The following is a 23143-nucleotide window of genomic DNA, read 5'->3' on the forward strand; positions in this document are numbered from 1 at the left end:
ACCACACACCATGTACGCCTTCACACTCGAACGGCCCGCCTCGGTGGCCGATGCGGCCAAGCTGGTCGGCGCCGGCGCCAAGGCGCTGGCCGGCGGCCAGACCCTGCTGGCCTCGATGAAGCTGCGGCTTTCCGCCCCCGACCAGCTGGTGGACCTGAGCGGCATCAGCGAGCTCACCGGCATCAGGAAGGACGGCGACAGCTTCACCATCGGCGCCATGTCGCGCCACCTCGACGTGGCCAACCACGCCGAGCTGAAAGCGGCGTTTCCGGCGCTGGCCGACCTGGCCTCGCGCATCGGCGACCGGCAGGTGCGCGCCATGGGCACCATCGGCGGCTCGGTGGCCAACAACGACCCGGCGGCGTGCTACCCGAGCGCGGTGCTGGGCACGGGTGCCACCGTGGTCACGTCGAAGCGCGAGATTGCCGCTGACGACTTTTTCCAGGGCCTGTTCACCACCGCGCTGGAAGACGACGAGCTGATCACCGCCATCCGCTTTCCCGTTCCGAAACGCGCCGTGTACGAGAAGCTGCGCCAGAAGGCTTCGCACTTTCCGCTGGTCGGCGTCTTCGTGGCGCAGTACGACAGCGGCGTGCGCGTGGCCGTCACCGGCGCGGGCAACGGCGTGTTCCGCCATGCGGGGCTGGAAGACGCGCTGAACCAGAGCTTTACCGCCGCGTCCGCCGCGGGCGTGAAGATCGACGCGAGCGACCTCAACAGCGACCTGCATGCCTCCGCCGCCTACCGCGCGAACCTGATCAGCGTGCTCACGCAACGCGCGGTCACCAAGGCGCTGGGCTGAGCGCGCGGGCGCTCCCCACGAAGCCTACGAAGACGACGACGCCACAAGGAGGCTGGAAGGCGCGCTGCCCCCGCGCCTTCCGCTACGCTTGGCCATGATCTTCCCGACCATCGATTCGCTCTCCGACGGCCTGGTGCAGGCCGGCTACTTCGCCGACCGCCGCCTGGCCACGGCCGTGTTCCTCGCGCTGAAGCTGCAACGCCCGCTGCTGCTCGAAGGCGAACCCGGCGTGGGCAAGACGGAGCTGGCCAAGGCGCTGTCGAAGGCGCTGAAGCGCGAGCTGCTGCGCCTGCAGTGCTACGACGGGCTGGAGCAGCGCGAGGCGCTGTATGAATGGAACTACGCCGCGCAGCTGCTGCACATGCGCGCGGCCGAAGCCAGCGGCGCGGCGCGCGACGTGGAAGCCGAGGTCTACCAGCCGCACTACCTCATTCGCCGCCCGCTGCTGCAGGCGCTGCAGACACCGGCGCCCGGCGCGGTGCTGCTGATCGACGAGGTGGACCGCGCCGACGAGCCCTTCGAGGCCTTCCTGCTCGAGTACCTGGGCGAGTACCAGGTGAGCATTCCCGAGCTGGGCACGGTGCGCGCCGTGGTGCCGCCCGTGACCATCCTCACCAGCAACCGCACGCGCGAACTCAACGACGCGGTGAAACGCCGCTGCCTGTACCACTGGCTCGACTACCCCGAGCGCGAGCGCGAGCTGGCCATCGTGCGCGCCCAGGTACCGCAGGCGGGCGAGGCGCTGTCGGCGCAGGTGTCGGCCTTCGTGGCGCGGCTGCGCGAGGCGCCTTTCGTCAACGCCTTCCAGCGCGCGCCCGGCATCGCCGAAAGCGTGGAGTGGGCAAGGGCGCTGATTGCGCTGGACACGGTCGAGCTCGACCCCGAGGTGGTGGTCGACACTGCCGGCATCCTGTTCAAGCAGCGCGACGACGTGGCCGCGCTCACGCGCGAGCTGGCGTCGGACCTGCTCAAGCCCGAGGAGCCGGCCGCGCACTGAGCGCGCCGGGCATGCGCATGGCAGAGGCAGCCCGCACCGGCGGTGGTCCAGGTTCCCAGGGCATTCCGCAGCTGGGCGATGTGCGCAGCGGCAAGCTCGCCGGCAACATCACCGCCTTCGGCCGCGCGCTGCGGCGCGCGGGCGTTCGCACCGACGCCATGCGCATCGCGCTGGCGGCCGAGGCGGCCACGCTGGTCGGCGTGGAAGACAAGCGCGACCTGGGCGCCGCCATGGAAGCCGTGATGGTCAGCCGCGAGCAGGACCGCATGGTGTTCCGCGAACTGTTCGACGCCTGGTTCAAGGACCCGGAGCTGGCCAACAAGCTGCTCGCGCAGATGCTGCCCAGCGCCGAAGGCAAGGCGGAGCCGTCGAAGCGCCGGCCGCGCGTGCGCGAGGCGCTCACCGCGCCGCGCAACGCCGCGAAGCCCGCCGAGCCGGCCAAGCCCGACCGCGAGATCGAGTTCGACGCGGCCATGACCGCCAGCGACCGCCAGCGCCTGCAGCATGCCGACTTCAACGCGCTGGGCGCTTCTGAATACCGGCTGGTGGAGCGGCTGGCGCGCGACATCCGCCTGCCCGTGCCCGAGCTGCCGTCGCGCCGCCTGCGCGTGGCGGGCGAGGCCGGCCGGCAGCATGCGCGCATGCACTGGCCCGGCGTGCTGCAGGAGGCGGCGCGCACCGGCGGCGAAATCTTGCGGCTGCCCCGGCTCACGCGCCGCCCGCAGCCCTTGCCGCTGCTGGTGCTGGTCGACGTCTCGGGCTCCATGGAGCGCTACGCGCGGCTGCTGCTGGCCTTTCTGCATGCGGCCACGCGGAGGGCGGGGCGGCGCGACGTGTTCGCCTTCGGCACCCGGCTGACCGACCTGACGCCCGCGTTCCGGCTGGCCGACACCGACGACATGCTGGTCGCGGCCAGCCTGGCCATCGACGATTTCGCGGGCGGCACCCGGCTGGGCGATTCGCTGGGCGAACTGCGCCGCGCTCACGCCCGCCGCCTGACCGGCCGGCGCACGCTGGTGCTGGTGATCAGCGACGGGCTGGACACCGGCGAACCCGCGGTGCTCGAGCAGGAGCTGCTGTGGCTGAAGCGCCATTCGCGCCGGCTGCTGTGGCTCAACCCGCTGCTGCGCTTCGACGGCTACGCCCCTCTGGCCCGTGGGGCCGGCGTGCTGCACCGGCATGCGGACGCGATGCTCGCGGTTCACAATCTCAGCGCACTCGCGCAGCTGGCTTCGAGCCTGGCCGCCCTGATGAGGTCGGGGCAGAACGCACACTCCGGCCGCTAGCGCGGATCACGACAAGAAAAGGACACCCACCATGGAAATGCTCGGAAACCGCCGCCTCGGCGTCACCCAACAACAGGCCTGGGAAGCGCTCAACGACCCCGAGACGCTGAAGAAATGCATTCCCGGCTGCGACAAGTTCGAGCTGACGGGCGAGAACACCTACAGCGTGGCGCTGGCGCTGAAGATCGGCCCCGTGTCGGCCAAGTTCAGCGGCAAGGTGATGCTGTCGGACATCGTGGCGCCCGACGGCTACAAGCTGACCTTCGAGGGGCAGGGCGGCGTGGCGGGCTTTGCGAAGGGCTCGTCCAGCGTGTCGCTCAAGCCGCTGGCGGCCGGGGCGGCCGGGGCGGTGGAGGGCGATGCGCCGGTCGATGCCGCGCTGGCGCACGAAGCCACGGCCGCAACGCCGGCCGCGGGCTGCGAGCTCGACTACACCGTGCAGGCCCAGGTCGGCGGCAAGATCGCCCAGCTGGGCCAGCGCCTGATCGACGGCGCCGCCAAGTCCACCGCCGACGACTTCTTCAAGCGCTTCGACGCCGAGATGCAAAGCCGCTACGGCCCGCCGCCGGCGGCAGTGGCCGAGGACGCGGAAGCCCCGGCGGAGAAGGCCGGCATGATGTCCGGCCTGATGAAGAAGATCGGGCTGGGCAAGAAGGACGAACCCGCCGCTCCCGGCACAGCGGGCGCAGCGGGCACGACTGGCACAGCGGGCACGTCTGGCGAAGCCGGCTGAGGACGCACCCGCCCCATGGAAAACCTCGACGTCATGGTGCTGCGCACGCTGCGCGACTGGCGGCGTGCCGGAAAGCGCGCGCTGCTGACCACCGTGGTGCGCACCTGGGGCTCGTCGCCCCGGCCGGTGGGCTCGATCATGGCCCTGGCCGAAGACGGCGCCGTGGTCGGCTCGGTGTCGGGCGGCTGCATCGAAGACGACCTCATCGCCCGCTACAGCCATGCCCACGGCAAGGGCGAAGACGTGCCGCTGGGCGCGCCGCCCGCGCTGGTGAAGTACGGCATCACCGCCGACGAGGCGCACCGCTTCGGCCTGCCCTGCGGCGGCACGCTGGAGCTGCTGCTCGAGTACGCGCCCGACGCCGATTCGCTCGACCTGCTGGTCGCGCAGCTGGAGCAGGGCAAGCTCATGAAGCGCACCGTGACGCTGGCCACCGGCGCGGTGCGGCTCGCCGAGGCGCGCGCGCCCGACGAGCTCACGGTGAACGACACCGAGCTCACCAACACCTTCGGCCCCGAGTACCGCATGCTGCTCATCGGTGCCGGCCAGCTCGCCGAATACCTCGCCACCATGGCCAAGTTCAGCGGCTTCGCCGTGACCCTGTGCGACCCGCGCGCCGAGTACCGCACCGCGTGGTCGCTGCCCGGCGTGCACATCACCACCGAGATGCCCGACGACGCCGTGCTCGCCTTTCGGCCCGACCGCCGCAGCTGCGTGGTGGCGCTCACGCACGACCCCAAGCTGGACGACCTGGCCCTGCTGGAGGCGCTGCAGAGCGAGGCCTTCTACGTGGGCGCCATCGGCTCGCGACGCAATGCCGACGCGCGGCGCGACCGCATGATCGAGCACTTCGAGCAGACCGACGAATCGCTCGCGCGCCTGCGCGGGCCCATCGGCATCTACATCGGCAGCAAGACGCCGCCGGAGATCGCGGTGAGCGTGATGGCGGAGATCCTGGCGGTGAAGAACGCGGTCACGCTGCCCCGCGAGGTGGAGGTGGCGCGCGCGAAGGAGATGCAGCAGCTGCAGCCGAGCTGAGCGCCCAGCCGGTCAAGCCCAGTGCAACTGGCCAGCCGGTCAACCTGTCAGCCCGACTTGGCCTGCGGCGGCACGTCGCCGCCCTTTTGCCGCTCGCGGAACAGCGCCGCGCGCATCAGGAAGATGGTGGTGATGGGCGCGGTCAGCGCAATGAACAGCACGATCAGCACCGCGTGCAGGAACAGGCTGAAGCCCTGCACCGAGAAGTAGACGATGGTGGCAATCGTCATGCACCACACGCCCACCGTCGCGCCCAGCGTGGGCGCATGGATGCGGCGGAAGAAGGTGGGCAGGCGCACCAGCCCGAACGAGCCGATGGCGGCAAAGGCCGCGCCCAGCACCGCGAACACGGCGGTGATGATCTCGGCCCACAGCGGCAGCGGGCCCACGATGAAATCGTTCATTCGATGACCTCCCCGCGCAGCAGGAACTTGGCGATGGCCGTGGACCCCACGAAGCCGAACAGCGCGATCAGCAGCGCCGCCTCGAAGTACACGTTGCTCGCGTAGATGATGCCCAGCACCAGCATCATCAGCATGCCGTTGATGTAGAGGCAGTCCAGCGCCATCACGCGGTCTTGCGCGGTGGGGCCGACCAGCAGGCGCGACAGCGCGCACAGCATGGCCACGGCCAGCAGGAACAGCGCGAACTTCAAGGCCCAGAAAAGAACGGGTGTCATGACTCGAAGATCTCCATCAGGGGGCGTTCGTAGCGCTGCTTGATGAGCGCGACGAAGGCCGCTTCGTCGGCCAGGTCGAACACGTGGATCAGCAGGGTGCTGCGGTCGAACGACACCTCGCCCCAGGCGGTGCCGGGCGTGAGGCACATGATCATCGCGAGCACGGCCAGGCCGTTGGGGTCGCGCATGTCCAGCGGAATCTGCACGAAGCGCGCGTGGATGTCCGTGGTGCGGCGCGTGAGCAGCAGCCGGGCCACGTCGTAGGCCGACTTGAGCATGTCGTAGGTGACCACGAACGACAGCCGCAGCGCCACGCCGGGCCGGCGCATGCGCACGGCCGCCGGGCGCAGCCCCTTGGTGATGAGCGGCACGGCAATGGCCAGCACCACGGCCGACAGCAGCGTGGCGGCCTCCAGCGACTGCTCGAGCAGGATCCAGACGACGAACAGCGCGAAGGACAGCGGCGGCGAAGGAATCAGGCGCTTCATGGGGCCGGGGCTTCCTTCGTGGCGGGCTTCGGGGGATTGGGAATCTGCCTAGCCCCCAACACCGCGTCGCGGTAGGCCGTGGGCGTCTTCAGGCCCTCGGCCGTGGCCTTGGCGTGCTGCATGACGGGCTCGGCCCACACCGTGAGCGCCACGCAGGCGGCCAGCAGGGCGGCCACCGGCAACACCTCGAGCGCGGGCAGCGAAGGCATGGTGGCGTGCGGCTGAGTCCAGAAGTGGCGGATGCCGGTGCGGCTCAGCGCAATGAGCGACAGGAAGCCCGAAACGATCAGCAGCGCCAGAAAGGCCCAGCCCGCGCCGCCCACCGCCGTCGTGCCCAGCAGCCCCGAGAGCATCGCGAACTTGCCCACGAAGCCCGACAGCGGCGGCAGGCCCGCGAGCAGCAGCGTGCAGCCCATGAAGCTCAGCCCCAGGAAGGCCACGCCCGCGGGGATCGCGCGGCCGTAGAGCGCCTGCGCGTCGTCGTCGAGGTTCACGTCGGACAGCACGCGCAGGTCTTCGGTGAGGTAGGGCGCATTGCCCGCGGCCTCATGCGGCGCCACGCTCATGCCCGCGTTGCGCCAGCGCTCGATCATGTCGATCAGCAGGAAGAAGGCGCTCACCGCCAGCGTGGAGCTCAGCAGGTAATACAGGGCCCCGGCCCACACGGCGGGCTGGCCGAGCCCGACCGCCGCGAGCAGCGTGCCGGCGGACACCAGCACGCTGAAGCCCGCCAGGTTCGACAGCCGCTGCGTGCCCACGATGCCGATGGCCCCCACGAACAATGTGGCCAGCCCGATGCCCTCCAGCGCGTACTGCCCGAAGGCGGCCGAGGCGCCGGTGTCGGGCGCGAAGAGCACGGTCCACAGCCGCAGGATGGTGTAGATGCCCAGCTTGGTCAGCAGCGCGAACACGGCCCCCACCGGCGACACCGCCGCGCTGTACGCCGGCACCAGCCAGAAGTTGAGCGGCCACGCCCCCGCCTTGGCGAAGAAGGCCGTGGCAAGAATGGCCGCCGCCGCATGCACCAGCCCGCGGTCGCCCGGCGCGAGCTCGGCGATGCGAACGCCCAGGTCGGCCATGTTCAGCGTGCCGGTCACGCCGTACAAAATGGCCGCGCCGATCAGGAACAGCGACGAGGCCGCCAGGTTGATCGCGATGTAGTGCAGCCCCGCCTGCACGCGCAGCCGGCCCGAGCCGTGCAGCAGCAGGCCGTAGGAGGCGGCGAGCATCACCTCGAAGAACACGAACAGGTTGAACAGGTCGCCAGTGAGAAAGGCGCCGTTCAGCCCCATGAGCTGCAACTGCAGCAGCGGGTGGAAGTGCACGCCCGCGCGGTCCCAGCGCGAGGTGGAATAGATGGACGCCGCGAAGGCGACGACGCCGGTGAGCGCGACCATCATGGTGGAGAGCCGGTCGGCCACCAGCACGATGCCGAAGGGCGCGCGCCAGTTGCCTGGCAGGTACACGCCGATGGAGCCGGGCCCGCCGCCGGTGTCGGCCGCGTTCACCCAGCGCAGCAGCGCCAGCGCGGCCAGCAGGCCGACCAGGCCCGAGACCACGCTCAGCGCCGACTTGGTACGCCGGCGGTTCTCGCCCAGCAGCAGCATGAGCGCGGCCGTGAGCATGGGCACGAGGATGGGCACCGCCACCAGGTGCGGCATGCTGAACTCGAGCAGCTCGTCGAGCAGGTGCGAGATTTCGTTCACTCCGCCTCCTGCCGTTCTTCACCGTCCACGTGGTCGGTGCCGGTGAGGCCGCGCGAGGCGAGCATCACCACCAGGAACAGCGCCGTCATGGCGAAGCCGATGACGATGGCGGTGAGCACCAGCGCCTGCGGCATCGGGTCGGCCGTGTTGGCCAGCGTGGCCTCGAAGCCCTTGATGAGCACCGGCTCGCTGTCGACCTTGAGCCGCCCCATGCTGAAGATGAAGAGGTTGACCGCGTAGGAGATGAGCGTCAGGCCCATGATGACCTGGAAGGTGCGCGGGCGAAGCAGCATGTACACGCCCGAGCCGGTGAGCACGCCGATGGCGAGCGCGAGCACGATTTCCATCAGTGCGCTCCCTCCACGGCTTCGGCCGCGGCCTGGGCTTCTTTCTCGGCCTGTTCGTCGGCCCAGCGATGGCTGCGCACCGATTGGTGGGCCAGGGCGGTAAGGATCAGCATGGTGGCGCCGAGCACCAGCGCGAACACGCCGATGTCGAAGAAGAGGGCGCTGGGCACGTGCACCTCGCCCAGCACGGGCAGGTGCAGGTGCGCGGTGTGCGTGGTGAGGAACGGGTAGCCGAACACCACCGCGCCGCCGCCGGTGCACAGCGCCAGCAGCAGGCCAATGGCGATCCAGCGGCGCGGGTAGATGCGCAGGTGCTCTTCCACCCACTCGGTGCCCGAGACGATGAACTGCAGCACCAGCGCCACCGACATCACCAGCCCGGCGACGAAGCCGCCGCCCGGCGCGTTGTGCCCGCGCATGAAGAAGTAGACCGACACCAGCACCGCCAGCGGCAGCAGCAGGCGCACCAGCACGGCCGGCACCATCAGGTAGCCGACGGCGGTGTCCTTGGCGCGGCGCGGGTTCAGCAGGTCGCTGCTGCCGTCGTCGACCTGCAGGCGTTGCTGGGCCGGCAGCGCCATCGACTCGATGGCCGGGCGAAAGCGCCGCAGCAGCGCATACACGGTGAGCGCCACGATGCCCAGCACGGTGATCTCGCCGAAGGTGTCGAAGCCGCGGAAGTCGACCAGCATCACGTTGACCACGTTGGTGCCGCCGCCTTCGGTGAGCGCGCGCTCCAGGAAGAAGGGCGAGATGCTCTGCGGGAAGGTGCGCGTCATCATGGCCCAGGCCAGCGTGGCCATGCCGGCGCCCGCGATGGTGGCCACCAGCAGGTCGCGTCCGCGCCGGCCCCAGGGGCGCAGCCGCGCGCGCGCGGGCTGGATGACGTCCTTGCTGCGCATGGGCAGCCAGCGCAGGCCCAGCAGGATCAGTACCGTGGTCACGCCTTCGACCACCAGCTGGGTCAGCGCGAGGTCGGGGGCGGAGAACCAGATGTACGTGACGCACGACACCAGCCCCGCGCCCGAGGCGAGCATGAGCGCCGCGAGCCGGTGGAACTTGGCCTGCCACGCGGCGGCCAGCGCGCAGGTGCCGCCGATGATCCAGGTCATGGCGAACATCGGCGAGAAGGGCAGCAGCTCGCGCGTGCCGGGCGCCGCGGGCGTGGCCCACAGCGAGGCGGCGGCGCCCGCCACGGCCACCAGCACCAGCAGCAGCAATTGCCACTGCATGCGGCGGGTGCCGAACAGGCGGCGGCTGCGCCGGCCGGCTTCGCTCAGCAGCGCGAGCAGGTGCTCGAAGATGACCTGCCCGTCGAAGCGGTGCAGCAGCGGCGTGTTCTCCAGCCCGCCGCGCGCGCGCTGGCGGCGCTGCAGCAGGTACAGCACGCCGCCGCCCACCAGGGCCACGAAGCTCATCATGAGCGGCAGGTTGAAGCCGTGCCACACGGCCAGGCTGTATTCGGGCAGGGTGCCGCCGACCACCGGCGTGGCGGCCGCCGCCAGCAGCGGGCCGATGGACCAGGCCGGCGCCACGCCCACCACCAGGCACACCAGCACCAGCAGCTCGACCGGCACGCGCATCCAGTGCGGCGGCTCGTGCGGGTGCTTGGGCACGTCGTTGCCGCACGGCGGGCCGAAGAACACGTCGAACACGAAGCGCGCCGAGTACGCCACGCTGAAGATGCCCGCGATGGTGGCGATGACCGGCAGGCTGAAGTCGACCCAGGGCGTGGCCTGGATGAACACGGTTTCCGCGAAGAACATTTCCTTCGACAGGAAGCCGTTGAGCAGCGGCACGCCGGCCATCGAGGCGCTGGCGATGATGGCCAGCGTGCCGGTGATGGGCATGAGCCGCATCAGCCCGCTGAGCTTGCGGATGTCGCGCGTGCCGGTCTCGTGGTCGATGATGCCGGCCGCCATGAACAGCGACGCCTTGAAGGTCGCGTGGTTCATCACGTGGAACACCGCCGCCACGGCCGCCAGCGGGCTGTTCAGCCCCAGCAGCAGCGTGATGAGGCCCAGGTGCGAGATGGTCGAGTAGGCCAGCAGCGCCTTCAGGTCCCGCTGGAACATGGCGATGAAGCCGCCCAGCAGCAGCGTGATGGCGCCCGCGCCGCCCACCAGCCAGAACCACTGTTCGGTGCCCGAGAGCACGGGCCACAGCCGCGCCATCAGGAACACGCCCAGCTTCACCATGGTGGCCGAGTGCAGGTAGGCCGACACCGGCGTGGGCGCGGCCATGGCGCGCGGCAGCCAGAAGTGGAACGGGAACTGCGCGCTCTTGGTGAAGGCGCCCAGCAGCACCAGCACCAGCACCACCGGGTAGAGCGCGTGCGCGCGAATCAGCTCGCCCGAGGCCAGCACCTCGTCGAGCTCGTAGCTGCCCACGATGCGCCCCAGCACCAGCACGCCGGCCAGCAGGCACAGCCCGCCGGCACCGGTCACGGTGAGCGCCATACGCGCGCCGCGCCGCGCGTCGCGACGGTGGTGCCAGTAGCCGATGAGCAGGAACGAGAAGAGGCTGGTGAGCTCCCAGAACAGCACCATCTGGATCAGGTTGCCCGAGAGCACCACGCCCATCATCGCGCCCATGAACGCGAGGAAGAACGAGAAGAAGCGCGGCACCGGGTCGGAGGCCGACATGTAGTAGCGCGCGTACAGCACCACCAACGCGCCGATGCCCAGCACCAGCATGCAGAACAGCCACGCAAAGCCGTCCATGCGGAACACGAGGTTCAGGCCCAGGGCCGGCAGCCATTCGATTTCTTGCCGCAGCACATTGCCGTGCGCGATCTGCGGAAAGAACCATGCCGCCTGGATGGCGCAACCCAGCGCGACCAGCCCCGCGAGGGTCGACTCCCTGTTGCGCGCGTTGGACGGCATCAACGCGGCCAGCACGCTGGCGATAAAGGGGAGTGCGACGAGAAAGACCAGGGGCATTGGGGTTGATTCTATCGGCCGACCCTATGGAAAGCCTTATCTATAACCGTAAGACATAAGGCTGTTTTTGGGGCAATTCGCCTGTCATGCTCAGCCCGAGAAAGCCTGCACCGTGCGAAAGCCCAGCCAGGTGAGGCACAACGAGCCGCCCAGGTGCAGCATGAGCGTGCCCAGCGCCAGGCCGAGCCGCCCGGTCATCAGCATGCCGACGATTTCCGCCGAGAAGCTGGAGAAGGTGGTCAGCGTGCCGAGGAAGCCGGTAATGACCATCAGCCGCCATGCGGGGTCGATGTTCGGCAGCCCGTTGAACACGCCGATGGCCACGCCGATCAGGTAGCCCCCGATGAGGTTCACCGCCAGCGTGCCCCAGGGCAGCACGCCGCCGGGGTTCAACCACAGGGCGAAGCCCCAGCGCATGAGGGCGCCGACACAGGCGGCGAGGCAGATGACGAAGGCGTTCAGCAGCATGGCGGGGATTATCGGCATGCCGACAGTCGCCGCATGCTGCGGCTTCGGGCTTCTACTTTTCCTTGCCCATCACCAGGTCCGGCAGGATGGTCACGATGCTCGGAAACAGCGTGATCAGCGCGATGCACAACACCAGGCAGAAGAAGAACGGAATCGCCGCCTTCGCGATCACGTTGCTGTCCTTGCCCGTCATGTTCTGCAGCACGAACAGGTTGAAGCCCACCGGCGGCGTCACCTCCGCGATCTCGACCAGCAGCACGATGAAGATGCCGAACCACACCAGGTCGAAGCCCGCCTTCTGGATCATCGGCAGCACCACCGCGCTGGTCAGCACGATCATCGAGATGCCGTCCAGCGCCGTGCCCAGCACCAGGTACACCACCACCAGCGCGCCGATGAGCGCGTAGGGCGACAGGTGCATGCTGTCGACCCACTCGGCCAGCTCGCGCGGAATGCCGGTGAAGGCCATGGTCTTGGTGAGAAAGGCCGCGCCCGCCAGGATGAACATGATCATGCAGCTGGTGCGCGTGGCGCCCATGATGCCGTCCTTGAAGTTCTTCCAGGTCAGGCTGCGCCCCCAGGCCGCGATGGCCAGCGAGCCCAGCACGCCGAAGGCCGCGCACTCGGTGGCCGTGGCCCAGCCGGCCACCAGCACCCACACGATGAACACGATCAGCAGCGCGCACGGAATCAGGTTGCCCGACAGGCGAATCTTTTCCATGAAGGTGGTGGGCGGGTCGGCCGGCGGCACCTGGTCGGGGTGGCGCAGGCTCCACCAGCCGATGTAGCCCGAGAACAGCAGCATCAGCAGAAAGCCCGGCAGGAAGCCGGCCAGGAAGATGCGGATGATCGAGGCGTCGGCCGCCACCGCGTACACCACCATGGTGATCGACGGCGGAATCAGGATGCCCAGCGTGCCCGCGGTGGCCAGCGAGCCGATGGCCAGTTGCTCGTTGTAGCCGCGGCGCTTGAGCTCGGGCAGCGCCACCTTCGCGATGGTGGCGCAGGTGGCCGCCGACGAGCCCGACACCGAGCCGAACACGCCGCACCCGAGGATGGTGGTGTGCATCAGCCGGCCGGGCACGCGGTTGAGCCAGGGGCGCAGGCCCTCGAACATCTCCTCGCTGAGCTTGGTGCGAAACAGGATCTCGCCCATCCAGATGAACAGCGGCAGCGCCGCCAGCTCCCAGCTCGCGTTGCTTTCCCAAAAGGCCGAGAACAGGTTCTTGCCCGGCAGCGTGTTGGTGAAGAAAGCCTGGCCGACCCAGCCGACGATGGCCAGCGTCATCGCGATCCAGACGCCGCCCGCTAGCAGCACCAGCATGATGGCGAGCAGCAGCGCGCCCATGAGCAGTGTTTCGATCATGAAGGCCCGTCAGACGTCGGAAGAAAAGTCGCCGGCGGCATGCCGCTCTTCGATGGCGCGCTGGTAGCTCGGCTTCTCGCCGCGCACCACGCCGACCAGCTCGTCGACCATGGCGATCAGCAGCAGCCAGCAGCCGACCACGAAGGTCGATTGCGGAATCCAGATCGGAATGACGACCAGGCCCGTGGCCATTTCGGCGAACTCGTAGCTCTCGTAGGTGAAGCTGGTCGCCCAGTAGGTGAGGTAGGCCACCGACACCGATGCGATGAGCAGGCAGGCCACGTCGAGCACGCGGCGCACCTTGGGCGGCACCGCTTCCAGCAGCAGCGTCACGCGCACGAAGTCGCCGTGGCGAAACGCATGCGCCATCGCGAAGAACGCGGCGGCCGCGCACAGCCAGGCCACGATGTCGTTGAGCCCGCTCACGTGCCAGTTCATCTGCCGGCCCACGCCGGCCAGGATCATCAGCACGAAGATCAGGAACACGCAGAACGCGCCGAGCGCACCTGCACCGTCGTACAGGCGGTCGAGGACGCGGCGCATGGCTCAGGCGTCCCGCCGGGCCGTCCCAGGGGAGGCCTGCGCCCCCTCGGGGGGCGGCGATACACGAAGTGATGAGCGTGGGGGCGTCATCATTTCTTCTTGTACGTGTCCACGATGGCGGCGCCGTCCGCGCCGGCCACCTTGAGCCAGTCGGCCTGCATGATGCCGCCGACCTGGCGCATGTCGGCGTCGAGCTTGGCCGAGGGCTTGTGCACCTTCATGCCGCGTTCGGCGAGCAGGCGCTTGTACTCGTCGTTCTTCTCCTGCGCGACCTTCCAGCCGCGTGCTTCGGCGTCGGCCGCGGCCTTGGCGACGGCGGCCTTCGCGGCCGGGTCGAGCGCGTCGAAGGACTTGGCGTTGACCAGGATCGCGTTCTTCGGGATCCAGGCCTGCGTGTCGTAGAAGTTCTTGATGTGCTCGTAGGTCTTGGTGTCGTAGCCGGTGGAGCCCGAGCTCATGTAACTCTCGATCACGCCCGTGGCCATCGCCGCGCTGAGCTCGGCCTGCTGGATCTGCACCGGCTGCGCGCCGATGAGCTCGGCGATCTTGGCGGTGGCCGGGCTGTAGGCGCGCCACTTGATGCCGCGCAGGTCGGCCACCGAGCTGATTTCCTTCTTGGTGTAGATGCCCTGCGGCGCCCATGGCACCACGAACAGCACCTTGATGCCTTGCGCCGCGAGCAGCTTTTCCATGGCGGGCTTGGACGCGTCGTACAGCTTGCGCGCCTCGGGGTAGGTGGTGGCCAGGAAGGGCACGCCGTCGAGTGCGTAGATCGGGTTCTCGTTGGCGAAGTTGGCCAGCAGGATCTCGCCGGCCTGCGCCTGGCCGCTCTGCACGGCGCGCTTGATCTCGGGCGCCTTGAAGAGCGAGGCGTTGGCGTGCACCGTGATCTTCACCTTGCCGCCGGTGGCGGCGTCCACGTCCTTGGCGAACTGCGTGATGTTTTCGGTGTGGTAGTTGGTGGCCGGGTAAGCGGTGGGAAGGTCCCACTTGGTCTGCGCGAAGGCCGCGGCGCCGAGGGTGAGGCCCGCCAGGGCAATGCCGAACTTGTGATTCATGGACGCGCTCCGGAGTGTGATGAAAGCAGAATGAAAGCTCAGCTTACGTGCAAATTCCGGGCCACTTGCTGAGGCCTTTCCCTGCCTTGCACCGTGATGCGGAGGGCGTTGCAGCCTGCATGTGGCTGGCACGGCGCGCATGAAAAAGCCGCCCGAAGGCGGCTTTGCGTGGGCTCGATCCGGGGGCGGACCGAAGCGGCGTCAGAGGCCGGCTTGAGGCCAAACTCGGGCCGGACTCAGACCGGCGTCAGGGCTTGGGTGCTTTGGCAGCCTTGGCTTCCTTCGCCTTGGCGGGTGCACCGCCACCGAAGCTCTGGCCATTCACCGTCAGGCCTTCGGCCGACAGCTTCTCTGCGTTCTTTTCCTTCACGCCCTTCACGCGTTGCATGAGGTCGGGCCAGTCCTTGAACTCGCCTTCCTTGCGCGCATCGAGGATGCGTTTGGACATCGCGGGGCCCACGCCCTTGATGCCGTCGAGGTCGGCGACGGTGCCCTTGTTGACGTCGACCGCGGCGAACGACGCGACCGCGAACAGCATGGCCGTGGCGGCCAGGATTTTTTTGAACATGATTTTTTTACTCCCTGATTGGTTGATTTGACTCACTGCCGACAGAACGTCGGCCCGCGCTCAACGGGATCAGAAAGCAGGTCGTTGACGCGCGAAAGCATAGTTCGCGGCCATGTGACCTTTGTTCAAAACCTTGATCGGATTGCTCAAGGTTTTCGGGGGGCTCAGAGCTCTTCGACGCGGCGCGGCGGATAGCTGTCCCAGGCCTGGCAGCCGGGGCAGTGCCAGAAGTACTGGTGCGCCTCGAAGCCGCAGGCCGCGCAGCGGTAGCGCATGAGCGGGCGGGTGGCCTGGTCGAGCGCGCGTTGCACCTGCGGGTGGAACTGCTCGTGCTCGAACTTCTCGCCGGCCAGCCAGCGCGATGCCGCGACCAGCGAAGGCTGCTGCGCCAGGTGCGCGATGTAGCCGTCGCGCGGCGTGGGCTGCGGCTCTTCCACAGTGGCGCTCGGCGTGCCGCCGAGCGCGATCATGGCCTCGAGCACGTCGATGGAAGGCGACTCCACGTAGCGCCGCTGCAGCAGCTCGAGCGCGTCGGCTTCACGGTGCGCGGCCACCGCGGCCTGCTGCAGCGCGGCGGCATAGAGCGGCAGCGCGAGCGGCGCGGTGTCGCTGAGCGCGACCAGGGTGTCGAAGGCGCCGGCCGGGTTGCCGTTGCGCAGTTGCAGGTTGGCCGTGTCGATCGCCGGGCGCGGTGCCTGCGGTGCGAGCTCCACCGCCTGCGCGAGCAGCCTGGCGGCGCCGGCCAGGTCGCCCGACGCGACGTGCTCGGTGGCCTGCTCGCACAGGTGGTGCGCGCGTCGCGTGCTGTAACTCGCCTGGTCGGATTCGTCGAGCTTCTGCGCCACGTCGGCGGCCTGAGCCCACTCGCGCGAACGCTCGTAGATGGCCAGCAGCGACAGGCGCGCCTCGTTCTCGTAGCGCGTGCCCTCGAGCTTTTGCAGTGCGGCTTCCGCGCGGTCGAGCAGGCCGGCGCGCAGGAAGTCTTGCGCCAGCGCGTGCTGCGCGCGTTCGCGGTCGCTGCGGCTCAGGTCGCCGCGCCCGAGCAGGTGCTCGTGCACGCGCACCGCGCGCTGGTATTCGCCACGGCGGCGAAACAGGTTGCCGAGCGCGAAGTGCAGCTCCTGGGTGTCGGGGTCGTTCTGCACGGCCTCGATGAAGGCGTCGATGGCCTGGTCCTGCTGCTCGTTGAGCAGGAAGTTCAGGCCGCGAAAGTAGGCCTTGGGCGCCTGGCGGTTCTCGAGCTTGAGTTGCCGGATGTCGAAGCGCGATGCGAGCCAGCCCAGCACGAAGGCGACGGGCAGGCTGATCAGCAGCCAGCTGGGATCAAAGTCCATGTTGACGTACGGCGGGAAGGTCGGTGACTGAAATGGTCGGCGCCGCGGCCGGTGCGGCGGCGGGTGTGAAGGTTTGCGTGTCCGCCACGCTGGGCACGGCGGAAGTTGCGGACGTGGCGGGCAATTGCGCCGCCGCGCTGCGGTGTTTCCACCAGCCGGGCAGCATGCCCAGCGCACCCACCACGAGCCCGCCGGCGAACGCCGCGAGCACGACGAGCACCAGGGGTGCGCGCCAGTAGGTGCCGAAGAAGAAGTAGACGGTCGCGTCCTGCTGGTTGTTCAGCGCGAAAGCGAAGAGCGTAAAAAAAATGGCTGCCTTGAGCAGCCACAGGAGGTATTTCATAGCTGTTCCCGTTGCCGGGAGCATTCTACGTTTGCAGGCATTTCGAACCGCTGGTGTCCAGTGCGTTCAGGCCCTCAGGCCTTGTGGCCCTTGGCGTCCTTGCCGGCGTCGAGTTCGGCGGTCTTTGCATCGACCGCTTCGCGCAGCGCCTTGCCCGGCTTGAAATGCGGCACCCGCTTTTCGGGAATCTGCACGCTCTCGCCCGAACGCGGATTGCGCCCGATGCGTGGCGGACGCCGGTTGACCGAGAAGCTGCCGAAGCCACGAATCTCGATGCGGTGCCCGCGCACCAGCGCGTCGCTCATGGCGTCGAGGATGGTCTTGACGGCGTATTCCGCATCGCGGTGAGTGAGCTGCGCAAAGCGCGCTGCAAGTTCTTCGACGAGGTCTGAGCGGGTCATGGGCCAAACAAAAACGTGGACGAAAAAAAAGACAGAGTGGCCAAGCTGAGCGCCTGGCCTGCTCTGTCTTCGGACTCAGCTTACTTGTTGTCGCTGTTGTCGAGCTTGGCGCGCAGCAGGGCGCCCAGGCTGGTCGTGCCCGCGTTTTCGCGTGCCGACTGCTGGCTCAGGCTGGCCATGGCGCCTTGTTCGTCGACCATGTCCTTCTGCTTGATCGACAGCTGGATGTTGCGGGTCTTGCGATCCACATTCACGACGATGGCGGTGACTTCGTCGCCTTCCTTCAGCACGTTGCGGGCATCTTCGACGCGGTCGCGCGAGATTTCCGAAGCACGCAGGTAGCCGAGGATGTCCTCGCCCAGGTCGATTTCAGCGCCGCGGGCGTCCACGGTCTTGACCTTGCCGGTCACGATCTGGCCCTTGTCGTTCACGGTGGTGAACGTGGTGAACGGGTCGCTGTCGAGCTGCTTGATGCCCAGCGAGATGCGTTCGCGGTCGACGTCGACTGCCAGCACGATCGCTTCGACTTCCTGGCCCTTCTTGTAGTTGCGAACGGCGGTTTCGCCGGCTTCGTTCCACGAGAGGTCCGAGAGGTGAACCAGGCCGTCGATGCCGGCAGCCAGGCCAACGAACACGCCGAAGTCGGTGATCGACTTGATCGGGCCCTTGACGCGGTCGCCACGCTTCGTGTTCTGAGCGAACTCTTGCCACGGGTTGGCCTTGCACTGCTTCATGCCCAGGCTGATGCGGCGCTTGTCTTCGTCGATTTCCAGGACCATGACTTCGACTTCGTCGCCCAGCGAGACGATCTTGTTCGGAGCGATGTTCTTGTTGGTCCAGTCCATTTCGGAGACGTGCACCAGGCCTTCGATGCCGGGTTCGAGTTCGACGAACGCGCCGTAGTCGGCAATGTTCGTGACCTTGCCGAACAGGCGGGTCGATTGCGGGTAGCGGCGCGAAACGCCCATCCACGGGTCGTCACCCATTTGCTTCAGACCCAGCGAGACACGGTTCTTTTCGGTGTCGAACTTGAGGATCTTGGCGGTGATTTCCTGGCCGGCCTGAACGACTTCGCTCGGGTGGCGAACACGGCGCCATGCCATGTCGGTGATGTGCAGCAGGCCGTCGATGCCGCCGAGGTCCACGAACGCACCGTATTCGGTGATGTTCTTGACCACGCCGCGCACGACTGCGCCTTCCTTCAGCGTTTCCATCAGCTTGGCGCGTTCTTCGCCCATGCTGGCTTCGACCACGGCACGGCGCGACAGCACGACGTTGTTGCGCTTGCGGTCGAGCTTGATGACCTTGAATTCGAGGGTCTTGTTCTCGTACGGGGTCAGGTCCTTGATCGGACGCGTGTCGATCAGCGAGCCCGGCAGGAATGCGCGGATGCCGTTGACCAGGACGGTCAGGCCGCCCTTGACCTTGCCGCTGGTGGTGCCGGTGACGAAGTCGCCCGATTCCAGCGCCTTCTCCAGGGCGAGCCACGAAGCGAGGCGCTTTGCGGTGTCGCGCGAGAGGATGGTGTCGCCGTAGCCGTTTTCAACGCTGCCGATGGCAACGGAAACGAAATCGCCGGCCTGGACTTCGAGTTCGCCCTTGTCGTTCTTGAACTCTTCGATCGGCACATACGCTTCGGACTTCAGACCGGCGTTGACGACGACGTGGTTATGTTCGACGCGCACGACTTCGGCCGTGATGACCTCGCCGGTGCGCATTTCGGAACGCTTCAGGGACTCTTCGAATAGGTCGGCAAAAGATTCAGACATTTATGGTTCCTTCCGTCAGGCAGGGTTGGCAGGCGCTCTTGCGAAATTGCGTGCGACTGCTGTGGGTCTGGAGACGGCGGTTGGGTGGGCGTGAGCCCGGGTTCGTTGAACAACCAGCAGGCCGGTGCGCTGTCGCGCGAAGAGAGCCTGCTGGAGCGGTATGCGCCTTCCGATATTCCGTCGGGCGCCAGCTTTTCAAGCGGACTTGAAAGGCTGTACTTTTTGCCACCAGTTCAACACCGTGTCGATCGATTGCTCGATGGAAAGCCGGGAGTTGTCGAGGTGGCGAGCGTCTTGCGCCGGCTTCAGAGGGGCGACGCTGCGGGAGGAGTCCCGGGCGTCACGTGCTTCCAAGTCGGAGCGAAGACTGTCGAGTGTAGTCGAAATACCCTTTGAAATCAACTGCTTATGGCGCCGTTCGGCACGCTCGGCGGCACTGGCCGTGAGGAACACCTTGAGCGATGCGTCGGGGAAGATCACGGTGCCCATGTCGCGCCCGTCGGCCACCAGCCCGGGCAGCTCGCGAAAGCGCTGCTGCAGGCCCAGGAGGGCCTCGCGCACCGCGGGCAGCGTGGACACGCGGGAGGCGTCCATGCCGGCGGCCTCGGTGCGGATGTCCTCGCTGACATCCTCGCCGTCCAGCAGCACCTTGCCCTCGGTGAACTGCAGGGGCAGGGCGGCCGCCAGGGCGGCGATCTGCGCTTCGTGCTGCGTGTCGGCGCTCAGGCCGGCGCGCCGCATGGCCAAGCCGGTCACGCGGTAGAGCGAGCCGGAGTCGAGGTAGTGGTAGCCCAGCAGCCGCGCCACTTCGGCGGCCAGCGTGCCCTTGCCGGAGGCGGTCGGGCCGTCGATGCAGATCACCGGCACCTCGGCGGCTTGCGCGACCGAAAACAGGGTTTCGAAGTAGTCGGGGAAGGTCTTGGCCACGCAATGCGGGTCGAGGATGCGCACCGGCACGCCTGCCGGATTGAACGCCGCCAGCGAAAAGCACATGGCCACGCGGTGGTCGTCGTAGGTGTGGATGCTCGCGGCACGCCAGCCGGCCTGCGCCAGCGGATGCACGCGGATGAAGTCGGGACCGGCTTCGACCGTGGCGCCGAGCTTCTTCAGCTCGTTGGCCATGGCGTCGATGCGGTCGGTTTCCTTCACGCGCCAGCTCGCGATGTTGCGCAGCGTGCTCGGGCCGTCGGCGTAGAGCGCCATCACGGCCAGCGTCATCGCGGCGTCGGGGATGTGGTTGGCGTCGAGGTCGATGGCTTTCAGCGGCCAGGCGCCGCGACGCACTTCGAGCCAGTTCGGGCCGCTGTCGATCTCGGCGCCCATCTGGCGAGCCGCGTCGATGAAGCGGATGTCGCCCTGGATCGAATCGGCGCCCACGCCTTCGATGCGGATGCCGTTCTTGCCGGGCACGCCCGTGGCGATGGCGCCGAGCGCGATGAAATAACTGGCCGAAGAGGCATCAGCCTCCACGTGGATGTCGCCCGGCGAGCTGTAGCGGCTGCCCGCGGGAATGGTGAAGCGTTCCCAGCCGTCGCGCCGCACCTGGATGCCGAAGCGTGCCAGCAGGTTCAGCGTGATCTCGATGTAGGGCTTGGAGATCAGCTCGCCGACCACCTCGATCACGATGTCGCTGGCCGCGGCCAGGGGCAGCGCGAGCAGCAGCGCGGTCAGGAACTGGCTCGACACGTCGCCGCGCACGCGAATCGGCGCGTCGAGCGCCAGTTCGCGGTGCGGCACCGGGTGGATGCGCAGCGGTGGGTAGCCCGGGTTGCCGAGGTAGTCGATGCGGCAGCCGAGTTGGGTGAGCGCGTCGACCAGGTCGCCGATCGGGCGCTCGTGCATGCGCGGCACGCCGCTGAGCTCGAACTCGCCGCCCAGCAGCGACAGCGCCGCCGTCAGCGGGCGCATCGCGGTGCCGGCATTGCCGAGGAACAGCGGGAGCAGGCTTTCGCTGGGCGCCAACTTGCCGCCGAGGCCGGTGATGCGCAGCGTGGCGCCGTCCGGCGCGATGCCGCAGCCGAGTGCGCGCAACGCGTCGAGCATCACGCGGGTGTCGTCGGAGTCGAGCAGGTCGTGGATCGTCGTGGTGCCGCTGGCCAGCGCGGCCAGCAGCAGGACGCGGTTGGAAATGCTCTTGGAGCCCGGCAGGCGAACCGTGCCGGCGGCGCCGGAGAGGGGGGGCAGGTCGAGGAAGGCTGTCGAGAACATGTCAGCTGTCCTGTTGCTGCGACGAGGTGTCGGTGGCCGGTTTCCAGGCCGCGCGGGCCTTGCTGGCGGCGGCGATCGATTGCTCGATGGCCTGCAGGTCGCCCGCGGCCATCAGTGCCTCGAAGTCGTCCAGCGCCTTGCGAAAGGCGCGCGACTGCTCGAGCACCTGTTCGCGGTTGGCCATCAGCACGTCGCGCCACATGACCGGGTCGCTCGCGGCAATGCGCGAGAAGTCGCGAAAGCCGGGACCACCCAGGCTCAGGAAGCGCTCGCCCTGCGGCTGCGCGGTGAGGCCGTTGATGTACGCGAAGGCCAGCAGGTGCGGCAGGTGGCTCACTGCGGCGAAGGCGCCGTCGTGCTCCTCGTGCGTCATCGTGAGCACATGCGCGCCGATGCCGCTCCACACCTGCGAGGCGCGCTGCACGTTGGAGCGCAGCGTGGCCTTGACCGGCGTCAGCACGACCTGCCGACCGGTGAACAGCGACGCCTCGGCGTGCTCGATGCCCGAGAGCTCCTTGCCCGCGATGGGGTGCGCCGGCACGAAGCTCGAGAACTGCTTCTGCAGGCCGTTGCGCGCCGCCTCGATCACGTCGCCCTTGGTCGAGCCCACGTCCATCACCAGCGTGTCGCTCGAAATGCCGTGGCGAATGGCCTTGAAGGTGGCTTCCGACGCCGCCACCGGCACGGCCAGCAGCACGATGTCGGCGCCCGACACCGCCAGCAGCGCGGAAGGCGCGGCCACGTCGATCACGCCGAGCTGGCGCGCCCGCTCGGTGGTGGAGGGCGACTTGCTGTAGCCGACCACGCGTTTCACCAGCTTCGCGCGCTTCAGCGCCAGTGCGAAGGAGCCGCCCATCAGGCCGCAGCCGATCAGTCCCAGTTGTTCGAACATGCTGTCTGTCTGCCCCGCTCAGGCCTTCACGGGGTAGGCGCCGAGCACCTTGTAGAACGCGCACAGGCCGCGCAGCTCGGCCAGCGCCGCGGCCACGTTGGGCTGCGAGGGGTGGCCGTCGAGGTCGATGTAGAAGTAGTACTCCCACTGGCCGGTGCGCGCGGGGCGCGACTCGAAGCGCGTCATCGACACGTTGTTGGCCTTCAGGGGAACCAGCAGGTCGTGCACCGCGCCCGGGCGGTTCGGCACCGAGACGATCAGGCTCGTGCAGTCGCGGCCCGACACCGGCGGCATGGCCAGCGTCTGCGGCAGGCAGATGATCGCGAATCGGGTGCGGTTGTAGGAGTCGTCCTGGATGGCGTGCGCCACGATGTGCAGGCCGAAGCGGGTGGCGGCGCGTTCGCCGGCCAGCGCGGCCCAGGCCGGGTTGGTGGCCGCGAGGCGGGCGCCTTCGGCGTTGCTCGACACGGCGCGCCGCTCGGCGTTGGGCAGGTGCTTGGACAGCCAGGTCTGGCACTGCGCCAGTGCCTGCGGGTGGGCCAGCACGGCCTCGACGCCTTCGAGCGAATTGCTGCTGCGCAGCAAGTGGTGGCGCACCAGCAGGCTGACTTCGCCGACCACGTGCGTGGGCGAGTGCAGGAACAGGTCGAGCGAGCGGGTGACCACGCCTTCGGTGGAGTTCTCGACGCCGACCACGCCGTACTGGGCGCTGCCCGCGGCGGTGGCGTGGAACACCTCGTCGAAGCTGGCGCAGTAGATCAGGTCGGCCGCGCCGCCGAAGTACTCGATGGCGGCCTGTTCGCAGAAGGTGCCTTCGGGGCCCAGCACGGCCACGCGCTGCGGCGATTCGAGGGCCAGGCAGGCTGACATGATTTCGCGCCAGATGGCCGCGACATGGAGGTCCTTGAGCGGACCGCCATTTGTCTTCTGCATCTTGTCGATGACCTGCGCCACGCGGTCGGGGCGGAAGAAGGGCGTGCCTTCGCGCTTCTTGACCTCGCCGACCAGTTCGGCCACATGCGCGCGCTCGTTGAGCAGGCTCAGCAGTCGCTGGTCGAGCGAGTCGATCTGCACGCGCAGATCGGACAGGCTTTCGGATTGGTCGGCGGGAGCGCCGGGCGTGGTGGGTGGTGTGGGTGCGGAATCGGTCATCTGTGCGAGCAACTGAGCGGGGC

Annotated in this window: 23 protein-coding genes; 5 read left to right on the top strand and 18 right to left on the bottom strand. The window is 68.3% G+C overall.

Annotated elements, in window-relative coordinates:
• Positions 1–10 precede the first annotated feature (10 nt).
• The 5 genes from AB6807_RS00845 (at position 11) to AB6807_RS00865 (ending at position 4856) form a co-directional block, all read left to right on the top strand.
• Positions 11–802 carry a xanthine dehydrogenase family protein subunit M gene (locus tag AB6807_RS00845; RefSeq protein ID WP_371083166.1) on the top strand — a complete coding sequence of 264 codons (792 nt, stop codon included), beginning with the start codon at positions 11–13 and terminating at the stop codon, positions 800–802.
• A gap of 94 nt (positions 803–896) precedes the next feature.
• A complete protein-coding gene (locus AB6807_RS00850) occupies positions 897–1799 on the top strand; it encodes an AAA family ATPase (protein WP_371083167.1) in 903 nt (300 codons plus the stop codon).
• Between the two features lie 11 nt (positions 1800–1810).
• Entirely contained in the window at positions 1811–3085 is a 1275-nt protein-coding gene (locus AB6807_RS00855; RefSeq protein ID WP_371083168.1) for a VWA domain-containing protein, read from the top strand.
• Positions 3086–3116: 31 nt separating this feature from the next.
• Entirely contained in the window at positions 3117–3818 is a 702-nt protein-coding gene (locus AB6807_RS00860; protein ID WP_371083169.1) for a CoxG family protein, read from the top strand.
• 15 nt (positions 3819–3833) lie between these two features.
• The gene (locus AB6807_RS00865) at positions 3834–4856 is read left to right on the top strand and encodes an XdhC family protein (RefSeq protein WP_116908113.1); all 1023 of its coding nucleotides are present in this window, start codon (positions 3834–3836) and stop codon (positions 4854–4856) included.
• A 47-nt stretch (positions 4857–4903) separates the two neighbouring features.
• Here AB6807_RS00865 and mnhG read toward each other — a convergent pair whose 3' ends face one another.
• The 18 genes from mnhG to pheA form a co-directional block, all read right to left on the bottom strand.
• Positions 4904–5260 carry a monovalent cation/H(+) antiporter subunit G gene (gene mnhG / locus AB6807_RS00870; protein ID WP_116908112.1) on the bottom strand — a complete coding sequence of 119 codons (357 nt, stop codon included), beginning with the start codon at positions 5258–5260 and terminating at the stop codon, positions 4904–4906.
• Entirely contained in the window at positions 5257–5535 is a 279-nt protein-coding gene (locus AB6807_RS00875; protein WP_116908111.1) for a K+/H+ antiporter subunit F, read from the bottom strand. Before AB6807_RS00875 ends, mnhG begins: the two co-directional genes overlap by 4 nt.
• On the bottom strand, positions 5532–6023 hold the full coding sequence (locus AB6807_RS00880; protein WP_371083170.1) for a Na+/H+ antiporter subunit E: 492 nt from the start codon (positions 6021–6023) through the stop codon (positions 5532–5534). Before AB6807_RS00880 ends, AB6807_RS00875 begins: the two co-directional genes overlap by 4 nt.
• The gene (locus AB6807_RS00885) at positions 6020–7684 is read right to left on the bottom strand and encodes a monovalent cation/H+ antiporter subunit D (RefSeq protein WP_116908543.1); all 1665 of its coding nucleotides are present in this window, start codon (positions 7682–7684) and stop codon (positions 6020–6022) included. The genes AB6807_RS00880 and AB6807_RS00885 overlap by 4 nt, the downstream gene beginning before the upstream one ends.
• A 41-nt stretch (positions 7685–7725) precedes the next feature.
• Positions 7726–8076 carry a Na+/H+ antiporter subunit C gene (locus AB6807_RS00890; protein WP_093124545.1) on the bottom strand — a complete coding sequence of 117 codons (351 nt, stop codon included), beginning with the start codon at positions 8074–8076 and terminating at the stop codon, positions 7726–7728.
• Positions 8076–11018: a monovalent cation/H+ antiporter subunit A gene (locus AB6807_RS00895; RefSeq protein WP_116908109.1), complete on the bottom strand. Its 2943-nt coding sequence runs from the start codon at positions 11016–11018 to the stop codon at positions 8076–8078. Before AB6807_RS00895 ends, AB6807_RS00890 begins: the two co-directional genes overlap by 1 nt.
• 90 nt (positions 11019–11108) lie before the next feature.
• Entirely contained in the window at positions 11109–11486 is a 378-nt protein-coding gene (crcB, locus tag AB6807_RS00900) for a fluoride efflux transporter CrcB (RefSeq protein WP_371084130.1), read from the bottom strand.
• A gap of 52 nt (positions 11487–11538) precedes the next feature.
• Entirely contained in the window at positions 11539–12852 is a 1314-nt protein-coding gene (locus tag AB6807_RS00905; protein ID WP_371083171.1) for a TRAP transporter large permease, read from the bottom strand.
• 9 nt (positions 12853–12861) lie between these two features.
• Positions 12862–13395 (bottom strand): TRAP transporter small permease, encoded by a 534-nt coding sequence (locus tag AB6807_RS00910; RefSeq protein WP_371083172.1) that lies wholly within the window; start codon positions 13393–13395, stop codon positions 12862–12864.
• Between the two features lie 89 nt (positions 13396–13484).
• Positions 13485–14453 (bottom strand): TRAP transporter substrate-binding protein, encoded by a 969-nt coding sequence (locus AB6807_RS00915; protein ID WP_371083173.1) that lies wholly within the window; start codon positions 14451–14453, stop codon positions 13485–13487.
• 247 nt (positions 14454–14700) lie between these two features.
• Complete coding sequence (locus AB6807_RS00920) at positions 14701–15021, bottom strand: helix-hairpin-helix domain-containing protein (protein ID WP_116908104.1); 321 nt, start codon at positions 15019–15021, stop codon at positions 14701–14703.
• A 164-nt stretch (positions 15022–15185) separates the two neighbouring features.
• Positions 15186–16355, bottom strand: coding sequence for a lipopolysaccharide assembly protein LapB (lapB, locus tag AB6807_RS00925; protein WP_116908103.1), 1170 nt, complete (start codon positions 16353–16355; stop codon positions 15186–15188).
• Complete coding sequence (locus AB6807_RS00930) at positions 16345–16698, bottom strand: lipopolysaccharide assembly LapA domain-containing protein (RefSeq protein ID WP_116908102.1); 354 nt, start codon at positions 16696–16698, stop codon at positions 16345–16347. Before AB6807_RS00930 ends, lapB begins: the two co-directional genes overlap by 11 nt.
• A 74-nt stretch (positions 16699–16772) precedes the next feature.
• Positions 16773–17099: an integration host factor subunit beta gene (locus AB6807_RS00935; RefSeq protein ID WP_116908101.1), complete on the bottom strand. Its 327-nt coding sequence runs from the start codon at positions 17097–17099 to the stop codon at positions 16773–16775.
• Between the two features lie 80 nt (positions 17100–17179).
• A complete protein-coding gene (rpsA, locus tag AB6807_RS00940) occupies positions 17180–18868 on the bottom strand; it encodes a 30S ribosomal protein S1 (protein ID WP_116908100.1) in 1689 nt (562 codons plus the stop codon).
• A 195-nt stretch (positions 18869–19063) separates the two neighbouring features.
• The gene (locus tag AB6807_RS00945) at positions 19064–21076 is read right to left on the bottom strand and encodes a bifunctional 3-phosphoshikimate 1-carboxyvinyltransferase/cytidylate kinase (RefSeq protein ID WP_371083174.1); all 2013 of its coding nucleotides are present in this window, start codon (positions 21074–21076) and stop codon (positions 19064–19066) included.
• A 1-nt stretch (position 21077) separates the two neighbouring features.
• A complete protein-coding gene (locus AB6807_RS00950) occupies positions 21078–21968 on the bottom strand; it encodes a prephenate dehydrogenase (RefSeq protein WP_371083175.1) in 891 nt (296 codons plus the stop codon).
• Positions 21969–21986: 18 nt separating this feature from the next.
• Positions 21987–23120: a prephenate dehydratase gene (pheA, locus tag AB6807_RS00955; protein ID WP_116908542.1), complete on the bottom strand. Its 1134-nt coding sequence runs from the start codon at positions 23118–23120 to the stop codon at positions 21987–21989.
• Between the last annotated feature and the right edge of the window lie 23 nt (positions 23121–23143).

It is taken from the genome of Variovorax sp. RCC_210 (assembly GCF_041355175.1).
Classification (GTDB): Bacteria; Pseudomonadota; Gammaproteobacteria; order Burkholderiales; family Burkholderiaceae_C; genus Variovorax.

Coding starts and splice junctions, on each gene's coding strand:
- AB6807_RS00845 (WP_371083166.1), top strand. CDS start 11: ATGTACGCCTTCACACTCGAACGGCCCGCCTCGGTGGCCGATGCGGCC.
- AB6807_RS00850 (WP_371083167.1), top strand. CDS start 897: ATGATCTTCCCGACCATCGATTCGCTCTCCGACGGCCTGGTGCAGGCC.
- AB6807_RS00855 (WP_371083168.1), top strand. CDS start 1,811: ATGCGCATGGCAGAGGCAGCCCGCACCGGCGGTGGTCCAGGTTCCCAG.
- AB6807_RS00860 (WP_371083169.1), top strand. CDS start 3,117: ATGGAAATGCTCGGAAACCGCCGCCTCGGCGTCACCCAACAACAGGCC.
- AB6807_RS00865 (WP_116908113.1), top strand. CDS start 3,834: ATGGAAAACCTCGACGTCATGGTGCTGCGCACGCTGCGCGACTGGCGG.
- mnhG (WP_116908112.1), bottom strand. CDS start 5,260: ATGAACGATTTCATCGTGGGCCCGCTGCCGCTGTGGGCCGAGATCATC.
- AB6807_RS00875 (WP_116908111.1), bottom strand. CDS start 5,535: ATGACACCCGTTCTTTTCTGGGCCTTGAAGTTCGCGCTGTTCCTGCTG.
- AB6807_RS00880 (WP_371083170.1), bottom strand. CDS start 6,023: ATGAAGCGCCTGATTCCTTCGCCGCCGCTGTCCTTCGCGCTGTTCGTC.
- AB6807_RS00885 (WP_116908543.1), bottom strand. CDS start 7,684: ATGCCGCACCTGGTGGCGGTGCCCATCCTCGTGCCCATGCTCACGGCC.
- AB6807_RS00890 (WP_093124545.1), bottom strand. CDS start 8,076: ATGGAAATCGTGCTCGCGCTCGCCATCGGCGTGCTCACCGGCTCGGGC.
- AB6807_RS00895 (WP_116908109.1), bottom strand. CDS start 11,018: ATGCCCCTGGTCTTTCTCGTCGCACTCCCCTTTATCGCCAGCGTGCTG.
- crcB (WP_371084130.1), bottom strand. CDS start 11,486: ATGCTGCTGAACGCCTTCGTCATCTGCCTCGCCGCCTGTGTCGGCGCC.
- AB6807_RS00905 (WP_371083171.1), bottom strand. CDS start 12,852: ATGATCGAAACACTGCTCATGGGCGCGCTGCTGCTCGCCATCATGCTG.
- AB6807_RS00910 (WP_371083172.1), bottom strand. CDS start 13,395: ATGCGCCGCGTCCTCGACCGCCTGTACGACGGTGCAGGTGCGCTCGGC.
- AB6807_RS00915 (WP_371083173.1), bottom strand. CDS start 14,453: ATGAATCACAAGTTCGGCATTGCCCTGGCGGGCCTCACCCTCGGCGCC.
- AB6807_RS00920 (WP_116908104.1), bottom strand. CDS start 15,021: ATGTTCAAAAAAATCCTGGCCGCCACGGCCATGCTGTTCGCGGTCGCG.
- lapB (WP_116908103.1), bottom strand. CDS start 16,355: ATGGACTTTGATCCCAGCTGGCTGCTGATCAGCCTGCCCGTCGCCTTC.
- AB6807_RS00930 (WP_116908102.1), bottom strand. CDS start 16,698: ATGAAATACCTCCTGTGGCTGCTCAAGGCAGCCATTTTTTTTACGCTC.
- AB6807_RS00935 (WP_116908101.1), bottom strand. CDS start 17,099: ATGACCCGCTCAGACCTCGTCGAAGAACTTGCAGCGCGCTTTGCGCAG.
- rpsA (WP_116908100.1), bottom strand. CDS start 18,868: ATGTCTGAATCTTTTGCCGACCTATTCGAAGAGTCCCTGAAGCGTTCC.
- AB6807_RS00945 (WP_371083174.1), bottom strand. CDS start 21,076: ATGTTCTCGACAGCCTTCCTCGACCTGCCCCCCCTCTCCGGCGCCGCC.
- AB6807_RS00950 (WP_371083175.1), bottom strand. CDS start 21,968: ATGTTCGAACAACTGGGACTGATCGGCTGCGGCCTGATGGGCGGCTCC.
- pheA (WP_116908542.1), bottom strand. CDS start 23,120: ATGACCGATTCCGCACCCACACCACCCACCACGCCCGGCGCTCCCGCC.